The sequence below is a fragment of the Streptomyces sp. NPDC059787 genome, assembly GCF_042732315.1.
GTDB classification, from domain to species: Bacteria; Actinomycetota; Actinomycetes; order Streptomycetales; family Streptomycetaceae; genus Streptomyces; species Streptomyces atrovirens.
The window spans coordinates 257165-277414 of record NZ_JBHWHX010000002.1; the positions used below are offsets into that span (position 1 = coordinate 257165).

At 71.7% G+C, this 20250-nt stretch carries 15 protein-coding genes and 1 pseudogene; 5 read left to right on the forward strand and 11 right to left on the reverse strand.

The features are described from left to right. Positions 1 to 26: 26 nt before the first annotated feature. Positions 27 to 2150, reverse strand: a complete 2124-nt coding sequence (locus ACFV5H_RS03160; RefSeq protein WP_385192469.1) for a SpoIIE family protein phosphatase — start codon at positions 2148 to 2150, stop codon at positions 27 to 29. 145 nt (positions 2151 to 2295) lie between these two features. Here ACFV5H_RS03160 and aspS point away from each other — a divergent pair, with 145 nt between their 5' ends. After that, the gene (gene aspS / locus ACFV5H_RS03165) at positions 2296 to 4059 is read left to right on the forward strand and encodes an aspartate--tRNA ligase (RefSeq protein ID WP_385192472.1); all 1764 of its coding nucleotides are present in this window, start codon (positions 2296 to 2298) and stop codon (positions 4057 to 4059) included. 140 nt (positions 4060 to 4199) lie between these two features. Here the strand turns inward: aspS and ACFV5H_RS03170 are convergent, their stop codons facing one another. Beyond that, positions 4200 to 4565 (reverse strand): PH domain-containing protein, encoded by a 366-nt coding sequence (locus ACFV5H_RS03170; RefSeq protein WP_085572288.1) that lies wholly within the window; start codon positions 4563 to 4565, stop codon positions 4200 to 4202. A gap of 123 nt (positions 4566 to 4688) precedes the next feature. Then, positions 4689 to 4829, reverse strand: coding sequence for a hypothetical protein (locus ACFV5H_RS03175; RefSeq protein ID WP_385052481.1), 141 nt, complete (start codon positions 4827 to 4829; stop codon positions 4689 to 4691). A 315-nt stretch (positions 4830 to 5144) separates the two neighbouring features. Between ACFV5H_RS03175 and ACFV5H_RS03180 the strand changes: the two genes are divergently transcribed. After that, entirely contained in the window at positions 5145 to 6488 is a 1344-nt protein-coding gene (locus tag ACFV5H_RS03180) for a polysaccharide lyase family 1 protein (RefSeq protein WP_385192475.1), read from the forward strand. 191 nt (positions 6489 to 6679) lie between these two features. Here the strand turns inward: ACFV5H_RS03180 and ACFV5H_RS03185 are convergent, their stop codons facing one another. The 4 genes and pseudogenes from ACFV5H_RS03185 to ACFV5H_RS03200 all read right to left on the reverse strand — a co-directional run bounded on the left by ACFV5H_RS03185 (position 6680) and on the right by ACFV5H_RS03200 (position 11823). Further along, positions 6680 to 7576 carry a hypothetical protein gene (locus ACFV5H_RS03185; protein ID WP_385052475.1) on the reverse strand — a complete coding sequence of 299 codons (897 nt, stop codon included), beginning with the start codon at positions 7574 to 7576 and terminating at the stop codon, positions 6680 to 6682. A gap of 179 nt (positions 7577 to 7755) precedes the next feature. Then, positions 7756 to 8340: pseudogene (locus ACFV5H_RS03190) on the reverse strand (helix-turn-helix domain-containing protein); the annotation flags it as partial. 48 nt (positions 8341 to 8388) lie between these two features. Then, the gene (gene metG, locus ACFV5H_RS03195) at positions 8389 to 10005 is read right to left on the reverse strand and encodes a methionine--tRNA ligase (protein ID WP_385192477.1); all 1617 of its coding nucleotides are present in this window, start codon (positions 10003 to 10005) and stop codon (positions 8389 to 8391) included. Between the two features lie 99 nt (positions 10006 to 10104). Continuing rightward, positions 10105 to 11823, reverse strand: a complete 1719-nt coding sequence (locus tag ACFV5H_RS03200) for a VWA domain-containing protein (protein WP_385192479.1) — start codon at positions 11821 to 11823, stop codon at positions 10105 to 10107. A 253-nt stretch (positions 11824 to 12076) separates the two neighbouring features. Here ACFV5H_RS03200 and ACFV5H_RS03205 point away from each other — a divergent pair, with 253 nt between their 5' ends. Beyond that, the gene (locus ACFV5H_RS03205; protein ID WP_385192482.1) at positions 12077 to 14146 is read left to right on the forward strand and encodes a PhoX family protein; all 2070 of its coding nucleotides are present in this window, start codon (positions 12077 to 12079) and stop codon (positions 14144 to 14146) included. Positions 14147 to 14170: 24 nt separating this feature from the next. On the opposite strand, the gene ACFV5H_RS03210 is transcribed toward ACFV5H_RS03205, so the two are convergent. Next, positions 14171 to 15097 carry a LysR substrate-binding domain-containing protein gene (locus ACFV5H_RS03210; RefSeq protein ID WP_385052464.1) on the reverse strand — a complete coding sequence of 309 codons (927 nt, stop codon included), beginning with the start codon at positions 15095 to 15097 and terminating at the stop codon, positions 14171 to 14173. Between the two features lie 203 nt (positions 15098 to 15300). On the opposite strand from ACFV5H_RS03210, the gene snpA reads away from it, so the two are divergent. Continuing rightward, complete coding sequence (gene snpA, locus ACFV5H_RS03215) at positions 15301 to 15987, forward strand: snapalysin (RefSeq protein ID WP_385192485.1); 687 nt, start codon at positions 15301 to 15303, stop codon at positions 15985 to 15987. Between the two features lie 174 nt (positions 15988 to 16161). Here snpA and ACFV5H_RS03220 read toward each other — a convergent pair whose 3' ends face one another. From ACFV5H_RS03220 to ACFV5H_RS03230, 3 genes are all read right to left on the reverse strand, one after another. Next, positions 16162 to 17160 carry an endonuclease/exonuclease/phosphatase family protein gene (locus tag ACFV5H_RS03220; protein WP_385192487.1) on the reverse strand — a complete coding sequence of 333 codons (999 nt, stop codon included), beginning with the start codon at positions 17158 to 17160 and terminating at the stop codon, positions 16162 to 16164. Then, a complete protein-coding gene (locus ACFV5H_RS03225) occupies positions 17052 to 18113 on the reverse strand; it encodes a hypothetical protein (RefSeq protein WP_385192490.1) in 1062 nt (353 codons plus the stop codon). Before ACFV5H_RS03225 ends, ACFV5H_RS03220 begins: the two co-directional genes overlap by 109 nt. Positions 18114 to 18440: 327 nt before the next feature. After that, positions 18441 to 18887: a hypothetical protein gene (locus ACFV5H_RS03230; RefSeq protein WP_385052454.1), complete on the reverse strand. Its 447-nt coding sequence runs from the start codon at positions 18885 to 18887 to the stop codon at positions 18441 to 18443. Between the two features lie 108 nt (positions 18888 to 18995). On the opposite strand from ACFV5H_RS03230, the gene ACFV5H_RS03235 reads away from it, so the two are divergent. Continuing rightward, complete coding sequence (locus ACFV5H_RS03235; protein WP_385192492.1) at positions 18996 to 20198, forward strand: PP2C family protein-serine/threonine phosphatase; 1203 nt, start codon at positions 18996 to 18998, stop codon at positions 20196 to 20198. Positions 20199 to 20250 lie beyond the last annotated feature (52 nt).

A 20250-nucleotide genomic window follows, 5' to 3' on the forward strand; every position in this document is an offset into this window, starting at 1 on the left:
GGCGGCCTGACACACCTCCCGGCCGCTCAGCCGGGACCGGCCCCCTCCGTCTCGTACAGCTCGAACCAGATGCTCTTGCCCCTGCCGCGCGGGGCGACGCCCCAGGTGTGGGCGAGGAGCTCGATCAGGACCAGGCCGCGTCCGGAGGACGCCAGCTCGCCCGGCCGGCGCATGTGCGGCAGGTCGTCGCCGGCGTCGGTGACCTCGATGCGCATCCGGCGGCCGTCGCTGCCGCCGGTGATCTCGGCGAGCAGCAGGGCGTCGGTGTCGGTGTGCACGAGGACGTTGGTGAGCATCTCCGACAGCAGCAGCACCGCCGAGTCCACCTGGTCCGGCGAGGACCAGTCGTGGAGCAGTTCGCGCAGTTGCTGGCGGGCCACCGAGACCCGCTCGGGCTCGGCCTGCGCCACCGTCAGCGCCGTGCGGCGCACCGGCTGCTCCACCGTGTCCGACCCCACGCCGCAGCCGCAGCCCTCGCCCTCCCGGGACAGCAGCATCATGGCGATGTCGTCCTCGCGGCGGTCGGCGAGCGGGCCGGTGGTGTGGTGGGAGGAGGGGCCGTGCACCGCCTGCACCAGGGCGTCGGCCAGTTCCTCCTGGTTGCCCTTGTGCTCCTCGAGGATGGTGCGCAGCCGCTGCCAGCCGGTCTCCAGGTCGTGGCCGCCGGTCTCGATCAGCCCGTCCGTGCAGATCAGCATGGTCTCGCCGGACTCCAGGACGAGCCGGGTGGTGGGGTAGTCGGCGTCCGGGTCGACGCCCAGCGGCAGCCCGCCCGCCGTCGGCCGGGCCAGCACCGTCCCGTCGGCCATGCGGATCACCGGGTCCGGATGCCCGGCGCGCGCCACCTCCAGTACCCCGGTCACCGGGTCGACCTCGACGTACAGACAGGTCGCGAAACGCAGTTCCACCGGGTCCGCCTCGTTGATCCCGTGCAGGAAGCGGGAGGCGCGGGAGAGCACGGCGTCGGGGCGGTGCCCCTCGGAGGAGTAGGCCCGCAGGGCTATCCGCAGCTGGCCCATCAGCCCGGCCGCGCGTACGTCATGGCCCTGGACGTCCCCGATGACCATCGCGAACCGTCCGCTCGGCAGCGGGATGACGTCGTACCAGTCGCCGCCGACCTGGAGCCCGCCGCCGGTGGGGACGTAGCGGGCGGCGATGCTCATGCCCGGGATGCCCGGACCGAGCTCGGGCAGCATCGTGCGCTGCAGGCCCTCGCTCAGTTCCCGCTGGTTCTCGGCCGTGCCCGCGCGGGACAGCGCCTGGGCCAGCATCCGGGCGACCGTGGTCAGCACGGAACGCTCGTCGGGGGTGAACGCGACCGGGTAGGCGAAGGCCGCCAGCCAGGCGCCCATCGTGCGGCCGGACGCGGTCAGCGGCAGGAAGGCCCAGGACTGGCGGCCGAAGCGCTGGGCGAGCGGCCAGGTGAGCGGGTAGCGGGCCTTGTACTGCTCCGGGGAGGAGAGGTAGACCGCGCGGCCCGTGCGCACCACCTCGGCGGCCGGGTAGTCCGTCTCCAGCGGCATGTACGTGAACGGGCGGTCGTCATCGGGCTCCTGGCCGTGGTGGCCGATGATCGTGAGCCGGTCGCCCTCGACGCCGAACACGGCCAGTCCGTCCGGTGAGAAGCCCGGCATCGACAGGTTGGCCGCGACCCGCAGCACCTCCTGCGTCGACCGCGCCTCCGCCAGCGCCCGGCCCGCGTCCAGCAGGAACGCCTCGCGGGAGCGCCGCCAGTCGCCGGTGACCGCGCTGCGCCCGGCGGGTGTGCCCGGCCGGGGCTCGGCGACCTCCTGAAGGGTGCCGGTCAGGACGTACGCCTTGCGGGCGCGGTCGAAGGAGGGCCTGGAGCGGCTGCGCACCACCCGGACGACCCGGTTCTGGTCGTCCATGATCCGGATGCGTACCTCGGCGAGGGTGCCCTCGGCGACGGCGAGCTGGACCACTCCGGTGATCTCGTTCCAGTCGACGGGGTGCAGACGGGCCCGGATCTGGGCCTCCGTGAGGGTGACCTGTTCGGCGGGGAGTCCGAGCAGCCGTGCCGCCACGGCGTCGACCGTGACCAGCCCGGACGCGGTGTCCCAGTGCCACAGGCCGGTGTCGAGGGCGGCGAGGACGTCCCCCAGGGCGGGCAGGGGCTCACCAGTGCGCATTGCACCACTTTATGAAGACGGTGTCGGAAACTGCCACTGCGCCCGGCCGGTAATGACGGAGAAGCGATCTTGGGCCGGCCGGTAGGCTTGGGGGGAGTTTCACGTGAAACGACGACCCCGATCCGCGAAGGCTGGATGAACGACGATGCATCGGTACAGGTCCCACACCTGCGGCGAGCTCCGCGCCTCTGACGTCGGCACCGACGTCCGGCTGAGTGGCTGGCTGCACAATCGGCGCGACCTGGGCGGCATCCTCTTCATCGATCTGCGCGATCACCACGGCATCACGCAGCTCGTGGCCCGCCCGGGCACCGAGGCGTACGAGGCGCTGGACAAGCTCTCCAAGGAGACCGTGGTCCGCGTCGACGGCAAGGTCGTCTCGCGCGGCACGGAGAACGTCAACTCCGAGCTGCCGACCGGTGAGGTCGAGGTCGAGGTCTCCGTGGTCGAGGTGCTGGGCGCCGCCGCCCCGCTCCCCTTCACGATCAACGCCGAGGACGGTGTCAACGAGGAGCGGCGCCTGGAGTACCGCTTCCTGGACCTGCGCCGCGAGCGCATGCACCGCAACATCATGCTGCGTACGCAGGTCATCTCGGCGATCCGCCACAAGATGACCGCGCTGGGCTTCAACGAGATGGCGACGCCGATCCTGAGCGCCACCTCCCCGGAGGGCGCCCGCGACTTCGTGGTCCCGTCCCGGCTGAACCCCGGCAGGTTCTACGCGCTGCCGCAGGCGCCGCAGCAGTTCAAGCAGCTGCTGATGATCTCGGGCTTCGACCGCTACTTCCAGATCGCGCCCTGCTTCCGTGACGAGGACGCCCGCGCGGACCGCTCGCCGGGCGAGTTCTACCAGCTCGACGTGGAGATGAGCTTCGTCGAGCAGGAGGACGTCTTCCAGCCGATCGAGAAGCTCATGACCGAGCTGTTCGAGGAGTTCGGCAACGGCCGTCATGTGACGTCCCCGTTCCCGCGCATCCCGTTCCGCGAGGCGATGCTGAAGTACGGCTCCGACAAGCCGGACCTGCGCGCCAAGCTGGAGCTCGTCGACATCACCGACATCTTCGAGGGCTCGGAGTTCAAGGCCTTCGCGGGCAAGCACGTACGTGCCCTGCCGGTGCCGGACGTCTCCGGCCAGCCCCGCAAGTTCTTCGACCAGCTCGGTGACTACGCGGTCTCCCAGGGCGCGAAGGGCCTGGCGTGGGTGCGCGTCGGCGAGGACGGCGCGCTGTCCGGCCCGATCGCGAAGTTCCTCACCGAGGAGAACGTCGCGGAGCTGACCAAGCGGCTCTCCCTGGCCCCCGGCCACGCGGTGTTCTTCGGCGCGGGCGAGTTCGACGAGGTCTCCAAGATCATGGGCGCGGTGCGGGTCGAGGCCGCCAAGCGCGCCGGCCAGTTCGAGGAGAACGTCTTCCGCTTCTGCTGGATCGTCGACTTCCCGATGTACGAGAAGGACGAGGAGACCGGCGCGATCGACTTCTCGCACAACCCGTTCTCGATGCCGCAGGGCGGTCGGGAGGCCCTGGAGACCCAGGACCCGCTGTCCATCCTCGGCTGGCAGTACGACATCGTCTGCAACGGCGTCGAGCTGTCCTCGGGCGCGATCCGGAACCACGAGCCGGAGATCATGCTCAAGGCGTTCGAGATCGCGGGCTACGACCGTGAGACGGTCGAGGAGAAGTTCGCCGGCATGCTCCGCGCGTTCCGCTTCGGCGCCCCGCCGCACGGTGGCATCGCGCCCGGCGTGGACCGCATCGTCATGCTCCTCGCCGACGAGCCCAACATCCGCGAGACCATCGCCTTCCCGCTCAACGGCAACGCCCAGGACCTGATGATGGGCGCGCCGACGGAGCTGGAGGAGGCCCGCCTGAAGGAGCTCCACCTGACGGTGCGCAAGCCTCAGCCGAAGTAACCCCGGCAGTGGTGAAGGGGCCCGGAACCGACTCGGTTCCGGGCCCCTTCCACGTGCAGGGGTCCGCAGGCCGCCGGCCCCTCCGGGGTGAAGAGGCCGAGGGCCTCCCGACGCTCTTGTGAGGCGTTCACCCGGTCGGGTCAGCGGGCCACGAACTGGGTGAGGATCGCCTGGACCTCGTAGATGTCGACGCCCTTGGTGAAGGTCTTCTCGATGGGGGCCGGGGTGCCGGATATCCAGATCTTCAGTTCGGCGTCGAGGTCGAAGGTGCCGGCCGTCTCCACCGCGAAGTGGGTGATGCTGCGGTACGGGACGGAGTGGTACTCCACCTTCTTGCCGGTGATGCCCTGCTTGTCGACCATGATCAGGCGGCGGTCGGTGAACAGGATGGTGTCGCGGATCAGCAGGAACGCGGCGTGCACCTGCTCGCCGTGGCCCAGCAGACGGGCGTAGTCCTGCTGCGCCTGGGCCGGGTCGACGGTGTGCGCGTTGCCGAAGAGTGCCATGGAACGAGTCCCCCCACGTGAGTGGTGACGGCCGGACCTCGGCCGTCTTCACATGATCTTCGCAAAACGCGGGGCCCGGGAGAAGGTCCCGTCGTCCCCCGGGCCCCGGCTGTAGCGAGCGTGTTACGCGGTCGGCTTCTCTTCGAGACGCGGGAGGAGGACCGCGCCCTCGGTGACCGTCGAGCCGGCGGGCAGGTCGCCCCGGGCGCCGGCCTCCTGGACCTTCTGGCCGGCGAGCGCGCCCGGTGGGGACCACGTCGTCATGCTCCTCGCCGGTATGGCGACCGCCCACGGGCCTTGGCTGTGAAGGACGGCCCGAGTGCCTCCGCGCCACCGTCGGCGTCGTGGGGCGGCGCACCGGGGCGCGCGAGCACGTCACCGTCTCCGGCAGCGCACCGCACCCGCCACCCGCGGTGAGCTGGAGGTGAGCGGAACCGGGTGGGGCGTCGTGGAGGCGGACTCGGACGACATCGCGTGGCGGGAAAGGCGGGCAGGAAAAATCTCCGCACGCGGCAACCCTTCACCGCGCGGCGGCCACTGACAGGGCGTAACCCCGCTCCTCCCCCGTAAGGAAGCCTCGTGGCTGCTCGTTCCCACCGCCGGTCCCTCCGCTCCCGTCGTGCCGCAGTCGTCTGCGCGGCCGTCGTGGCCGCGGGCGCCGGCGCCGGTGTCCTCGTGATGAACGCCAACGCCGGGACCGTCGACCTGTACCACCAGACGCTCGCCGCGAAGGACGGCTGGGCGTCCTCCGGTACGGGCACCACCGGCGGCACGAAGGCCGACGCCGCCCACACCTTCACCGTCTCCACCCGCGCGCAGCTCGTGAAGGCGCTGGGCTCGGCGTCCGACACCACGCCCCGCATCATCAAGGTCAACGGCATGATCGACGCCAACACCGACGACAGCGGCAAGAAGCTGACCTGTGCCGACTACGCCTCCGGCACCGGCTACTCGCTGTCGGCCTACCTCAAGGCCTACGACCCGGCCACCTACGGCCGCTCCAAGCTGCCCTCCGGCACCCAGGAGACGGCGCGCGCCGCCGCGCAGGCCAAGCAGGGCAAGAACATCGTCCTCAAGGTCCCCGCCAACACGACGGTCGTGGGAGTCCCCGGCACGAACGCGGGCCTCACCGGGGCCATGCTCCAGATCCAGAACGTGGACAACGTCATCGTCCGCAACCTGACCTTCGCCGCCACCGAGGACTGCTTCCCGCAGTGGGACCCGACCGACGGCGACGACGGCAACTGGAACTCCAACTACGACTCGGTGTCCCTGCGCGGCGCGACCCATGTGTGGGCGGACCACAACACGTTCACCGACGCGCCGCACTTCGACAGCGCCAACCCGGAGTACTTCGGCCGCGAGTACCAGATCCACGACGGCGCCCTCGACATCACCAAGGGCTCCGACCTGGTGACCGTCTCGCGCAACCAGTTCACCAACCACGACAAGACGATGCTGATCGGCAGCAGCGACACCGACAGCGTCGGCAAGCTGCGCGTCTCCCTCCACCACAACGTGTGGAAGGGCATCATGCAGCGCGCCCCGCTGGCCCGCATCGGCCAGATCCACATCTACAACAACTACTACGACGTCACGCCCCTCAACGGGTACACGCCGCAGTACAGCATCAACTCCCGCGCCAAGGCCCAGGTCGTCGCGGAGAACAACTACTGGAAGCTGCCGTCCGGCGCGAAGGCCGCCAAGCTCCTCAGCGGTGACGGCACCGGCTCGGTCAAGGGCTCCGGCAACCTCGTCAACGGCACGGTGACCGACCTCGTCGCCGCCTACAACGCCGCCTCGTCCAAGGACCTGAAGACCACGGTCAACTGGACCCCGGCCCTCACGGCGGGTCTGGAGGCCTCGGCGGGCAGCCTGCCGACGTCGCTGGCGACGACGACGGGGGCGGGCGTGCTCCAGTAGCACCCGAGACGCGCGAGGGCCGGGAGACCACGAGCCCCCGGCCCTCGCGCACCCATGTCGCGCGGTCCGCCGCGCCACGGACCGTGAGGGGCCCGGGACGCGTTCCCGGGCCCCTCACGGCGTCCGCCGGGCGGTCCGAGGACGCGCAATCCCCGGCGGGCAGCGCGGGGAGGCCCCTCCGACAGCCGTGACTACTCGTCCTCGAAGATCTCTGCGGCCGTCGGGACCGTGACGGCACGCCGGTGCCAGTGGCGCAGGATTTCGGGGTCGCCACAGTCGGTGATGCGTTCCCGGACCGCTTCGGGGACGTCGATGCCGCGCACTTCCAGGATGTCCAGGACGTCCTCGGCGGCGCGGCGCGCCTCGCCCTCGGCCCGGCCTTCGGCCCGGCCTTCGTCTCGGATTTCCTCGGAGAGGGGTGACTTGTAAAAGGAGAGGTCCACGGCCACCAGTTTCCTCCACAGTTGTGCGGCCGGGTGCTTGCCCAGGCCTTGTGCGATGAGCTCGATGATCGGGTCGGCGATGCTCTGCGGTGTGTCCCGCAGAACGGTCGTCATTGACTTGAGTATGGCCCCGGCGTCCGGATGCGTGGCGTGCGTGATCGCGGACAGCGTGGCGAGGGCGAGGTCCTTGCGGACTTCGGCCGGGTCGGTGATCACCGGCATGTTGTGCGGTCCCGCGACCAGCGGCCGCAGGGTCAGCAGGGGCCACTGACGGGGACCGAAGCTGACCTCGCGCGCGGCCCATTCCGCGGTGGCGCGGTCCTGGCAGACGACCAGCAGGAGTGGCTGCAGCCGGTACTTCGTGAGCAGGTACGAGGTGTAGTACGCCCAGCTGGCAGGCTTCTGGGGGTCCTTCCCGCCCTGGGCCTCGACCGCGAGGAGCAGCGGCTCGCCGTCCTCCGCGTCCAGCCGCAGGAGCGTGTCCACGCGGCGTTCGACGGGGCTGGTCTCGGTGAGGTCGTTGGGCAGGACGGTGACCGAGGTGGGTGGGGGGAAGTCGATGCCGAGTACCTCGGAAACCCCGGAGAAGAGGCCCGGATGTTCCTGGAAGATGCGGTGCATCGCCTCGTGGGGCGAGCTGACCATACGGATTCCTGTGAGAGTGAGATGGCGAGAGAATTGCCTCTAGCACATGCCAATACGTGTTCCGCATGGAGCGTAGGTCTGTAACCAGGGCCTGCTGGAGCGCAGTTGATGATGTTCACCTGGACGGGTGAAGGCGGCTACGAGCCGATTTCCGGCGGGCGCCGGGTCTGGCCGGCTCGTCAGGCGACCGTGGGCGGCGGTTGCCGGAGGGCGAGGCAGCCCTGGCAGTGGTGGAGGTCGGGGCCGCGGTAGGCGTGGTCGCAGGTGTCGCAGGTGTCGCAGGTGTCGCAGGTGTCGCAGGTGCGCAGGGGGTACCGGACGGGCGCGGGCGGTTCGGGGGCGTGGTACGGCGGGAGGGGCGGGAGTTTGGCTGTCAGGCGGTGGGCCAGGAAGGCGGCGGGCCGGATCAGGGGCTCCTGGGGCAGGTCGTCGGCCAGGGCCTTGCGTATGGCGGTGGGGGTGAGGTCCCGTTCCAGCCAGGCGACGACGCCGGGGGCGAGATGTTCGGCGTCGGTGGCGGAGAGCAGCAGGCGGGGGTCCTCGCGACGGAGGCCGGCGAGGACCTCGGTGGCCGCCCGGAGGAGGTCGGGGGAGGTGTACGCGGGCTTCGGTACGGCGGGGAGGGCGCGGCGGCGCGGCGGTTCCTGTTTCGGGGCGGTGGCCGCGCGACGGGCTGGGAGCTTGGGCGCTTCGTTCGGTGCGGACGGGGCGTCGCGTCGGCCGGGCTGGTTGCAGGAGACGGTGCGGGTGACGATGCGGCCGGAGGCCCGGAAACGTGACGTTTCCGGGCCTCTGGACGTACGTCGTGCGTTCTACGCGGTCGGCTTCTCCTCGAGGCGCGGGAAGAGGACCGCGCCCTTGGTGACCGTCGAGCCGGCGGGCAGGACGCCCCAGGTGCCGGCCTCCTGGACCTTCTGGTCGGCGAGCGCGCCGAGGCCGGGCTCCGCGCCGAGGGAGTCCCAGAGCTTGGCGGAGGTCTCCGGCATGATCGGGTTGAGCAGGACCGCCACCGCGCGGAGGGACTCCGCGGCCGTGTAGAGGATCGTCGCCAGGCGGGCCCTGCCCTCGTCGGACGTGTCCTTCGCGACCTTCCAGGGCTCCTGTTCCGTGATGTAGCCGTTGACCTGCTTCACGAAGTCGAACACCGCCAGGATGCCGCCCTGGAAGTCCAGCTCCTCGCCGATACGGCGGTCCGCCTCCGTGACGGCCTTCGCCAGGCCGTCGTGGATCGCCCGCTCCGCCTCGCCGTCGGCCGTCGCCGCCGGCAGCTCGCCGCCGAAGTACTTGCCGACCATCGCGGCCACGCGGGACGCCAGGTTGCCGTAGTCGTTCGCCAGCTCGCTGGTGTAGCGGGCGGAGAAGTCCTCCCAGGAGAAGCTGCCGTCCTGGCCGAAGGCGATCGCCCGCAGGAAGTACCAGCGGTACGCGTCCACGCCGAAGTGCGAGGTCAGGTCCTGCGGCTTGATGCCGGTCAGGTTGGACTTGCTCATCTTCTCGCCGCCGACCATCAGCCAGCCGTTCGCGGCGACCTTCCCCGGCAGGGGGAGGCCCTGCGCCATCAGCATGGCCGGCCAGATGATCGCGTGGAAGCGGAGGATGTCCTTGCCGACCAGGTGCACGTCGGCGGGGAAGGTGGCCCCGAACTTCTCCGGGTTCTCGTTGTAGCCGACCGCCGTGGCGTAGTTCAGCAGCGCGTCGACCCACACGTAGATGACGTGCTTGTCGTCCCAGGGGATCGGGATGCCCCAGTCGAACGTCGAGCGGGAGATGGACAGGTCCTGCAGGCCCTGGCGGACGAAGTTCACGACCTCGTTGCGCGCGGACTCCGGCTGGATGAAGCCCGGGTTGGCCTCGTAGTGGGCGAGGAGCTTCTCGCCGTACTCGCTGAGCTTGAAGAAGTAGTTCTCCTCGCTGAGGATCTCCACCGGCTTCTTGTGGATCGGGCACAGCTTCTGGCCCGCGTACTCGCCCTCGCCGTCGAGCAGCTCGCCGGGGAGCTTGTACTCCTCGCAGCCCACGCAGTACGGGCCCTCGTAGCCGCCCTTGTAGATCTCGCCCTTGTCGTACAGGTCCTGCACGAACTCCTGGACGCGGTCGGTGTGCCGCTTCTGCGTGGTGCGGATGAAGTCGTCGTTCGCGATGTCGAGGTGCTCCCACAGGGGCTTCCAGGACTCCGTGACGAGCTTGTCGGCCCAGGCCTGCGGGGTGACCCCGTTCGCCTCGGCCGTGCGCATGATCTTCTGACCGTGCTCGTCCGTGCCGGTGAGGTACCACACCTTCTCGCCGCGCTGGCGGTGCCAGCGGGTGAGCACGTCGCCTGCGACGGTCGTATAGGCGTGGCCCAGGTGAGGAGCGTCGTTGACGTAGTAGATGGGGGTCGAGACGTAGTACGCCTTCGCCCCCTGCTTCTCGGATCCAGTGGCCGCCATGGTCGAAATCCTACTGGCCCCGGAGAGGTCGGCTCACACGCGTTTCGGGGGGCGGACGGGATGCCCGTCCGCCCCCCGGGGGAGGGTGAGGAGGCGCGGCTACGGGCGCCAGGCCGCCAGGACGCCCTCGTAGAGCTCCTTGTCGGTGAGCTCGCGGGGGGCGGGGCCCGCGTGGAAGAAGGAGGTGTTCCCCGTCTTCAGCTTGCGGAGGTAGTCGAAGGCCTTGTTGTCGTGCTCACCGAAGGCGACGAAGGAGAAGAAGACGGTGGGGTGGTTCTTCGCCGCGTCGGTGAGGGACCGGGTGGCGGGGGTCTTGGCGTCGGGGGCGCCGTCCGTCTGGAAGACCACCAGGGCGGGGGTGCCGGCCGGCTCCTCGGCGTGCTTCGCGAGGACGGCCTCGACGGCCGCGTGGTAGCTGGTACGGCCCATGCGGCCGAGGCCGGCGTGCAGCTCGTCGATCTTGTTCTCGTGGTCGGTAAGGGTCAGCTCGCCGGTGCCGTCCAGTTCGGTGGAGAAGAACGTGACGTGGAGGGTGGCCCCGGTGTCGACGTGGGCGGCGAGGGCGAGGGTCTGCTCGGCGAGGGCCTGGGCGGAGCCGTCCTTGTAGTACGGGCGCATGCTCGCGGAGCGGTCGAGGACGAGGTAGACCTTGGCACGGGTGCCGGTGAGGTCGTGCTTCTCGAGGGTGGCGCCGGCTGCTTTGTAGGCGGTGGTGAGGGTGGTGTCGCGGAGCTCTGTGGGGGGTGTGGCGGGGGTCGGCTTCGCGGTGGGCTGCTCGGCCTCGCCTTCGGCTTCAGCCTCGGTTTCGTTCCCACCCGCACCGCCCGTGCTGCTCTCGTCGTCGGGTGCGGGTGGCCCCTGTGGGGCGTCCTCGCCGTCGGCGGCCGCAGGCTCGGTGACAGCCTCGGCCTCCGGCTCGGCCTCAGTGGTGGCCTCGGGCTTCGCCTCGGCCTCTGCCGTCGGCTCGGCTTCCGGCTCGGGTGCGGCCTCGGCTTCGCCTTCGGCCTCGGTTTCGTTCCCACCCGCACCGCCCGTGCTGCTCTCGTCGTCGGGTGCGGGTGGCCCCTGTGGGGCGTCCTCGCCGCCGGCGGCCGCAGGCTCGGTGACAACCTCGGGCTTCTCTTCTGCCTCGGCCTCAGGCTCTGCCTTGGCCGTCGGTTCCGGCTCGACCTCGGGCTCCGCCTCGACCTCGGGCTCCGCCTCGGCCTCGGGCTCCGCCTCGGCCTCAGGCTCCGGCTCGACCTCGGGCTCCGCCTTGGCCTCAGGCTCTGCCTTGGCCGTCGGTTCCGGCTCGGCCTCAGTGGTGGCCTCGGGCTTCGCCTCGGCCTCTGCCGTCGGCCCGGGTTCCGGCTCGGCCTCGGGCTTTGTCTTGGCAGCCGGGTCCGACTCGGGTTCCGGCTCGGCCTCGGGTTCCGGCTTGGCGGTCGGCTCAGGCTCGGGTTCCTGCTTGGCTTCCGGCTCGGGCTTCGGTTCGGGGGCCGGGGGCGCCTTGGCTTCCTGGGTGGGGGCCGGGGGGTCGTCCGAGCGGGTGGGGCCGGGGACCGTGATGTTGTCGAAGGCCGCGGAGACCAGGTCGTGTTCCTCGCGGGGTTCCGGGACCGAGGCCGTGCGGGGTGCGGGGGTGGGCTCGGGGGACGGGGACGGGACCTTCGGGGCCGCGGGTGCCTCCGCGGCGGGCTCCGGGGCCGGCTCCGTCGGGGCGGGCGATGACGGGGACGTGCTCGCCGTCTCGGCGGCGTCCGCCGCACCCTCCGCTTCGGCGGACCTCGCTTTGCGTGACCGGCCGAACGCGTTCCGCAGGAGAGTGAGAATGCCCATGTGCGCAACCCTTCGCGTGAGTTGATGCCCGTCAATCCCTGGCCAGGACGGACACGTAAGGTTAGCGGCCCGCAAGGGCGATCTTGGGCAGGGTTGGGTTTGCGGAATCGTATATGTCAAGGGTGCGATTCGGCCCGGTGCGACTTCCCAGATGCTGCCGCAGGTTCACGCACCGTTCACCCGGCCGCCCGGCTACCGCACGTATGTACTCCTACGGTCACGCTGACACCACGGGTACCCAAGGAGAGAGAACGTGCGAAAGCTGCTGCCGTTGATCGGAACGCCGTCCGGTTCCCACCCCGGCGGCCGGTCCGCCATGACCTGCCGCTTCCGGTGTGGTGACGCCTGCTTCCACGAGGTGCCCAACACCAGCTCCAACGAGTACGTCGGTGACGTCATCGCCGGCGCCCTCAGCCGCCGGTCCATGATGCGCGCCGCCGCCGTCGTGACGGTGGCCGCCGCCGGTGCCGGGGCGGTCGGCGTCGCCGCCGCCCCCGAGGCGCAGGCGGCGCCCGCCGCGAAAAGCCACGGCCACAAGGCCAAGGGCGCCCGCGGTCTGCGGTTCACGCCCGTCGCGCCGAACACCGACGACGCCGTGACCGTGCCGGAGGGCTACCGGCAGAACGTCGTCATCCGCTGGGGCGAGCCCATCCTGCGCGGCGCGCCCGCCTTCGACGGGGACAGGCAGAGCGCCGAGGCGCAGGCCGGGCAGTTCGGGTACAACTGCGACTTCCTCTCGCTGCTGCCCCTGCGCGGCGAGCGCGACCGGCAGCTCCTCGTCGCCAACCACGAGTACACCGACGAGATCCTCATGTTCCGGGACTACGACCCGGAGAACCCCACCCGTGAGCAGGTGGAGATCGCCTGGGCCGCGCACGGGCTCGCCGTCGTCGCGGTGGAGGAGGAGCGGCGGAGCGGCAAGCTGACGCCCGTCACCCGGCACCGGCTCAACCGGCGGCTCACCGCCACCTCCGAGTTCCGGCTCACCGGCCCCGTCGTTGGGTCCGACCTGGTGAAGACCTCCGCCGACCCGCGCGGCACCAAGGTGCTCGGCACCCTCAACAACTGCTCCGGCGGCACCACCCCGTGGGGCACGACCCTGCACGGCGAGGAGAACTTCAACCAGTACTTCGCCAACGGCGGCAGCGCGACCGACAAGCGGTACGGCATCGGCACCGGCGCCACCGAGCGCAAGTGGGAGCGGTTCGACAAGCGGTTCGACCTCGCCCAGGAGCCCAACGAGGTGCACCGCTTCGGCTACGTCGTCGAGCTCGACCCGTACGACCCCGACTCCACCCCGCGCAAGCACACCGCGCTCGGCCGGTTCAAGCACGAGGCCGCGACCGTGCGGCTGACGCACGACGGGCGTCCGGTCGTCTACACCGGCGACGACGAGCGGTTCGACTACTTCTACAAGTTCGTCGGCAGCAAGAAGATGCGGCACGGCAACAGCCGCTCCGCCCGCGAGCACAACCTCTCCCTGCTCGACGAGGGCACGCTGTACGTCGCCAAGCTCACCGGTGACTCGCCCGCCATCGAGATCGACGGCACCGGCAAGCTCCCGAAGGACGGCGAGTTCGACGGCAGCGGACAGTGGATCCCGCTGGCCACCGCCACCGCCGACGGCGCCGTCTCGCACGTCGAGGGCATGACCGCCGAGGAGGTCTTCGTCTTCACCCGCCTCGCCGGTGACAAGGTCGGCGCCACCAAGATGGACCGGCCCGAGGACATCGAGCCCAACCCGGTCACCGGCAAGGTGTACGTCGCCCTCACCAACAACTCCAACCGCGGCAAGACGGGTTACGCCGCCGCCGACGAGGCCAACCCGCGCAACTCCAACAAGCACGGTCACGTGCTTGAACTGACCGAGCGCTGGAACCGGCCGGAGAGCACCCGCTTCGCCTGGTCGCTGTTCCTGGTCGCGGGCGACCCGGAGGACCCGGCGACGTACTTCGCCGGGTTCCCGAAGGACTCCGTCAGCCCGATCTCCTGCCCGGACAACGTCGCCTTCGACGACCACGGCAACCTGTGGATCTCCACCGACGGCAGCGCCCTCGGCTCCCACGACGGCCTCTTCGGCGTCGCCACGCGCGGTGACCGGCGCGGTGAGCTGAAGCAGTTCCTCACCGTGCCCAACGGTGCGGAGACCTGCGGCCCGGTCATCCAGGACCGGCGGGTGCTGGTCGCCGTGCAGCACCCGGGCGAGGTGGACGGGGCGACCGTGGACCAGCCGGCCAGCGCCTGGCCCGACGGGCCCGGCACGTACGTCCGCCCGGCCGTCGTCGCGGTGTGGCGCGCGGACGGCCGTGACATCGGCGTCTGACGTGCCCCTTCGGGGGTGGCCGGATCAGGGACCCGGAACCAGGTCCTGATCCAGCCACTCCCGGTACGCCGGTGCCTGCCGCGCCACCTCCCGGTACGCCTCGGCCAGATCGGGATAGACGCCCTCCAGCTCCGACTCCGTGCGCGCCGCCAGCAGCAGCCGTACGCCCAGCGGGTCGCCGTGCAGCCGGCGGACCGCCGTCTCGGGGCGGGAGGGCGAGGTCGGCTGGCACACGGTGACGACCTCGCCGATGGCGACCAGGGACGCGGCCGTGTGGTAGTCGCCGTGCAGCACGCGCGGGCTGATCCCGGCGGCGTGCAGGACCCGTCGTACGGCGTCCCACTCGCCGTCGACCGCCGGGTCGATCATCCAGCGGTCGCCGGCCAGGTCGGACAGGTGGACCACCGGGCGCGCGGCGGCCGGATGGTCGGCCGGGAGCGACACGCACTGCGGTTCGCGCTCGACGAGGACCCGGGTGCGCAGACCGTCGGGTACGCGCAGCGGGAAGCCCTCGACCTCGTGCACGAACGCCACGTCCAGCTGGCCGTCGGCGACCATGCGCAGCAGGGCGTTGGCGGAGACGTCCATGTGCAGGGTGGGTTCCTGCCAGTGCCGGCGCAGCCGTCGCAGCCAGCCGGCCAGGGCCCGGCTGGCGGTGGAGCCGATGCGCAGCTGCCGGCCGCCGACGGCGGCGGCGCGGGCCTCGGTGACCAGCGAGCGCAGTTCGGTGACGAGTGGGCGGGCGCGGCTGAGCACCAGCCGGCCCAGCGGGGTGGGACGGCAGCCGGTACGCGTGCGTACGAACAGGGCACCGCCCAGCTCCTGTTCGATGCGCCGCAACTGCGTGCTCAACGAGGGCTGGGCCACGCCGAGTTGGCGTGCGGCGCGGTGCAGACTGCCGGTGTCGGCGATCGCGCACAGCGCCCTGAGGTGCCTGACCTCAAGCTCCATGCCCTGGGAGGGTAAGGCGGAAGTTCAGGTTTCACCAGACACACAAACCCCGTCCGTTCAGGCGGAGTCGGGCGCGCGCGGCCGGGTGGCCGGAGTCGGGCGATAGGGCCGTCCTATCACCGGTTGCCATCATCACAGCCGCCGCACAGGCGCACACACTCCTCGGTGACATGTGACTCGACCCCCACCGCAAGGAGTCATCGATGCGTATGCGCATGCCCATGTCCGTGCTCACCGCCGCCGGTCTGAGCCTCACGGCTCTCGGCCTCGGCATCACCCCGGCGACGGCGGCTCCCGCGCCCGTCGACACCGGTTCGTCCGCCTCGTACGCCGCCTACGACGGGTCGTCGGAGGAAGCGGCGGCCAACAGGGCCTTCTTCGAGGCCGTGCTGAAGTCGGCGGCCGAGAAGCGGGCCGCGAACCCGACGAGCGCGGCCGCCGTCACCGTCGTCTACAACGCCTCCCGGGCGCCGTCGTTCGCCACGCAGATAGCCCGCAGCGCGCAGATCTGGAACAGCTCGGTGTCCAACGTGAGACTCCAGGCCGGCACGTCGGGTGCGGACTTCTCGTACTACGAGGGCAACGACTCGCGCGGGTCGTACGCGTCCACCGACGGGCACGGGCGGGGGTACATCTTCCTCGACTACCGGCAGAACCAGACGTACAACTCGACGCGGGTGACCGCGCACGAGACGGGGCACGTGCTGGGTCTTCCGGACCACTACTCGGGGCCGTGCAGTGAGCTGATGTCCGGGGGCGGGCCCGGGACGTCGTGCACCAACGCGTACCCCAACTCGGCTGAGCGGTCGCGGGTGAACCAGTTGTGGGCGAACGGGTTCGCGGCGGCGCTGGACAAGGCGGAGAAGGCGTTGCAGAAGTCCTCGCGGTAGCCGGTAGCCGGTAGCCGCACGGTGTTGTGGCGGCCGGGGGGTGTTGCGCAGCCCGGCGTTCGCGGGGTGCCTCCCCCACTCTCGGCTTCGCTCGAGCGGGAGGTGCCCCCACCGCCCACCCGTGCCGCCCCAGCGGCACGATTGCCCGCAGTTGGGCGGCGGGGGTGCCCGCAGTTACGTGGCGTGCAGGGTCAGGTCGACCAGTAGGGCTCGGTGGTCGGTGTCCTTGAGGTCCAGGAAGCGGGCTCGGGTCGCGGTGAACTCCTCGGAGACCAGGACGTGGTCGATCTGGGTGCCGAAGGCCGGGGTGGTGCGGGAGGGCCAGGTCGGGGTTCGGTCGGCGCCGGTGAGGCGGGCCGCGTCGCGCAGGCCGGTGTCGAGGATGCGGCGGAAGGCCGCGTGGTCCTGGGAGGCGTTGAAGTCCCCGGCGAGCACGGTCGGGGTGTCCCGGTCGGCGGCGGCCGCGTCCCGCAGCCGGCCGAGCTCCCGCTGCCACAGGCCCACCTGGTCGGGCAGCGGCGGCACGGGGTGCGCGAGCTGGAGCCGTACGGCGTGCCCGTCGACGTCGGCGACGGCACCCGGCATGCCCATGGTGCCGGGGACGCCGTCGGTGGCCCGCAGCGGGAAACGGCTGAGGACGACCGAGCCCTCGGAGCCGTCGCCCTCCACCGCCTCCCGGTGCGGGTAGGTGTCGGCCAGCTCCCGCCGCAACGCCGCGTCGCAGGTGTACTCGCACTCCTGGACGAACACGACGTCCGGTTCCGTACGGCGTACGGCGTCGATCAGCGCGCCGGTGGCCTGCCCGAACTCCACGTTCGAGGTCAGCACCCGCAGCTCGGCCACGGGCGGCCCCGCGGGATCGCCGGTCTTCCCGTACGGCTCGATGAACCAGGCCAGCAGCCCCAGCAGGGCCACGCCCCACACCGCGCCGGTCCACCACCGGGCGAACAGGGTGAACAGCAGCCCGACGGCCGTGGGCACGAGCAGCCAGGGCAGGAAGGCGAGGAGCTGGGGCACGGGGGTGACGCCGTCGGTGTCGGCGGTCCGGCAGCCGACGACCACGCTCACCCCGGCGAACAGCAGCCCCGCGCACCGGGCGCCGAACCGCCGCCGTCCCCCCGTCCGCCCCGCCCCGTCCCCGGTGACCGTCGGGTCGGCAGTCGCAGTGTCCAACGTTCCGGCCTTCCGCTCGCGGGTGCGATGCCCGGATTCTCCCTCAAGGACGAGGGGGTGTGGCGGGTGGTCGCGGGAGACGGGGGTGCGCGGCGGCTGCCGTGGCGGCCGGCCAGCCAGGAGGCCAGGGCCACCGTCAGGCCCAGGGCGAGGAGGAGCCAGGACGCCGTGCGCAGGGTGGCGGTGAGGGCGTCGTAGACCGCGCCCACCGCCGGACGGTGGACGCGGTCGGGCAGGTCGGCCAGGGTGAGCCGGCGGCCGACGGCGACCGCGAGGACGAGCAGGGCGCCGCCCAGGGCCGTGCCCAGACCGGTCGCGGTGAGCGCGCGCCGGCGGCGGGCGGCGACGGCGATCCCGGTGGCGGCGAGGACGACGGCCGCGAGCGGCAGCCAGAAGGCGGCGGCGTCCAGCACGTGGTACCCCTTCCGGAGTCCGGCCACCTCCCCGGCCGGCACCACCGCGACCTCGGTGTGCTCGACGGGGATGCGGTGGGCGAAGGGCAGGTGGTCGGCGGCGAGCCGCGCGCGTACCTGCGCGGTGACGGGGGCGAGGTCGACGGTGACCGGGCCGGGGGCGGCCGCGTCGTCGCGCAGGGCGTGCAGGACGGCGTCGTGGACGGCCCTGTTGCCGGCCTCCCATGCGGTGCGGAACGCGTCGGTGCGGGTGAAGGAACGGATCGCTTCGCGGACGAACGGTCCGAGGGGAGTGGTGTCGGTCGTCTCCGCGTGCAGTTCCCGTACGACCTCGTCCCCCACGGCGTCGGCCACGGCGTCGCGGACGTCGGGGTCGGTGGCGAGCGGGGCCATGGTGTCGACGTAGTGGCCGGTGTCGGCGAGGGCGGCCGCCCAGGCGGCCAGGGTGCCGCAGGGGGTGAGGAGGCAGGTGAGGGTGAGGAGTGCGGCGGAGAGGGCGGCGCGGAGGCGGGTGCTGTGGGGGGCCACGTTCTCAGTCAAGGCGGAGGGTGTGGGGGGCGCGAGTGGTGGCGGCCCGAACGGGCGGTTGTGCGGGGTGCTCCGCGTCGGGGTGGGGCGGGGGGTGTTCGCGCTGCCCGGCGCTTACGGGGCGCCGTCGCGCCCACCCGTGCCGCCCCAGCGGCACGACTGCCCGCGGGAAGGCGGCGAGCGATTGCCTGTGGGAAGGCGGCGAGCGGCTGCCTGTGGGAAGGCGGCGAGCGATTGCCTGTGGGAAGGCGGCGAGCGGCTGCCTGTGGGAAGGCGGCGAGCGGCTGCCTGTGGGAAGGCGGCGAGCGGCTGCCCGTGGATCACGGGGTGGGGGGCGGCCTACCCGACCCGGTGGCCCGTCGCGTCCTCGTGGGTGTAGAAGCGGTAGAACATCGTCACGAAGACTCCCGCCGCGACCAGCAGGCCCAGGATCGTGGAGCGCAGGACGCCGGGGCTGGGGGCCTGGATGACCAGGAAGCCGAGCGCGCTGCCGATGAGGGCGGCCCAGAGCACCGCGTGCAGTTCGCGCCGCACCTTCGGGGCCAGGGCGAGGAGTGCCATGAACAGCAGCGAGAACACGAGGCCGGCGAAGAAGCCGTACAGGAAGTTCTCCACGGTGATCGGCCCGCCGTAGCGGCGGTTGGCCGCCACCCAGTAGCCGTACAGGACTCCGAGCAGGACGGGTATGACGACCTTCGCCGCCAGGTGGGTCCGTGCGCTGAAGATGTCGGGGGTCGTACCGCCCCGCTCGATCGCGCCCCGGGGCCGGGATGCCGCGTGCGTCATGGGAGCACTCCTCTCTCCTCGCCCCCGCCTACCAGGGCACACCTCCCCGGGCCGGCCGGCAACCGGAGACCGGATGCGGGCCGCACGGTGCCGTGTTTCGCTGGGGCCGTGAGTCAGGGCAGCGGGGGACAGGGCCCGCGCGACGTCGTGCACCGGCACGAGACGCTGCGGCTGAGGGGCCGCAGCGTCGCCTGGGTGCCGCCGTTGCTGCTGCTCGTCGCCATCACGCTCATCGACTACAACACCGGCGGGGAGTTCCGGACCGTCTCCTGGATCGTGCTGGTGCCGGGCATCGCCGCCGCGATCTGCGGGGTGTGGGGAACGGCCCTGTTCGCCGTGCTCGCGATGGTCACGTACACCGTCGTGGACAGCGCCTGGCCGCACCAGTTCCAGGCGGGGCTGCCCGACTTCATCCTCGTCGCCACCGGCGGCGTCCTCGCCACGCTGGCCTGCGCGGTGCGGATGCGCGGTGAGCGCCGGGCGCTGCACATGAGGGACGTCACCGAGACCGTACGGCGCACCGTGCTGCGCCCCCTGCCGCCGGACTGGGGCGGTCTGGAGCACGCCGGGATCTACCTCACCGCGGACGCCCAGGCCCGCGTCGGCGGCGACTTCTACGACATCCAGCCGGGCCCGTACGGCACCCGGGTGCTGGTCGGTGACGTCCAGGGCAAGGGGCTGGGCGCGGTGGAGACGGCGTCGGTGCTGCTCGGGGCGTTCCGCGAGGCCGGCTACCACGAGGCCGACCTGACGGACGTCGCGGACCGGCTGGAGACCCGGATGCTGCGGCACCGCGAGTACACCGCCGCCCTCGGCCGGGGCGACCGCGACCGGTTCGCCACCGCCGTACTGCTCGGTTTCCCGGCGGACCGCACCGACGTGGTGGACGCCGTCGTCTTCGGGCACGAGCCCCCGCTGGCCGTCGGCCCCGACGGCGTACGGTCCCTGCCGGCCGACGGGGGTCTCCCGCTCGGCTGCCGCGACCTCGCCCCCGGACGGCCGCCGGTGTGCCGGGTGCCGGTCGCCGACGGTGAGACGCTGCTGCTGGTCACCGACGGCGTGACCGAGGCGCGGGACGGTGCCGGCGACTTCTACCGGCTCGCCGACGACCTGGCCCGGGCGGTGGCGGCGGACCCGCGGGTCGCCGCGCCGGGCCGGCTGGTCGCCGTCGTACGGGACGGGACGCTGCGGCACAGCCGGGGGCACCTGGTCGACGACACCACGGCCTTCGCGGTACGACGGATCCGTGTGCCCCGCCTGTCCCGCGCGCCGGGGGGCGAAGGCCTCGAAGGGGGACGTTCACCCTACTGACACCACCCTTCGCGGCCGCAGCGGTTACCGTGCTGCCGTAGGTGATCGACAG

Coding starts and splice junctions, on each gene's coding strand:
- ACFV5H_RS03160 (WP_385192469.1), bottom strand. CDS start 2,150: ATGCGCACTGGTGAGCCCCTGCCCGCCCTGGGGGACGTCCTCGCCGCC.
- aspS (WP_385192472.1), top strand. CDS start 2,296: ATGCATCGGTACAGGTCCCACACCTGCGGCGAGCTCCGCGCCTCTGAC.
- ACFV5H_RS03170 (WP_085572288.1), bottom strand. CDS start 4,565: ATGGCACTCTTCGGCAACGCGCACACCGTCGACCCGGCCCAGGCGCAG.
- ACFV5H_RS03175 (WP_385052481.1), bottom strand. CDS start 4,829: ATGACGACGTGGTCCCCACCGGGCGCGCTCGCCGGCCAGAAGGTCCAG.
- ACFV5H_RS03185 (WP_385052475.1), bottom strand. CDS start 7,576: ATGGTCAGCTCGCCCCACGAGGCGATGCACCGCATCTTCCAGGAACAT.
- metG (WP_385192477.1), bottom strand. CDS start 10,005: ATGGCGGCCACTGGATCCGAGAAGCAGGGGGCGAAGGCGTACTACGTC.
- ACFV5H_RS03200 (WP_385192479.1), bottom strand. CDS start 11,823: ATGGGCATTCTCACTCTCCTGCGGAACGCGTTCGGCCGGTCACGCAAA.
- ACFV5H_RS03210 (WP_385052464.1), bottom strand. CDS start 15,097: ATGGAGCTTGAGGTCAGGCACCTCAGGGCGCTGTGCGCGATCGCCGAC.
- snpA (WP_385192485.1), top strand. CDS start 15,301: ATGCGTATGCGCATGCCCATGTCCGTGCTCACCGCCGCCGGTCTGAGC.
- ACFV5H_RS03230 (WP_385052454.1), bottom strand. CDS start 18,887: ATGACGCACGCGGCATCCCGGCCCCGGGGCGCGATCGAGCGGGGCGGT.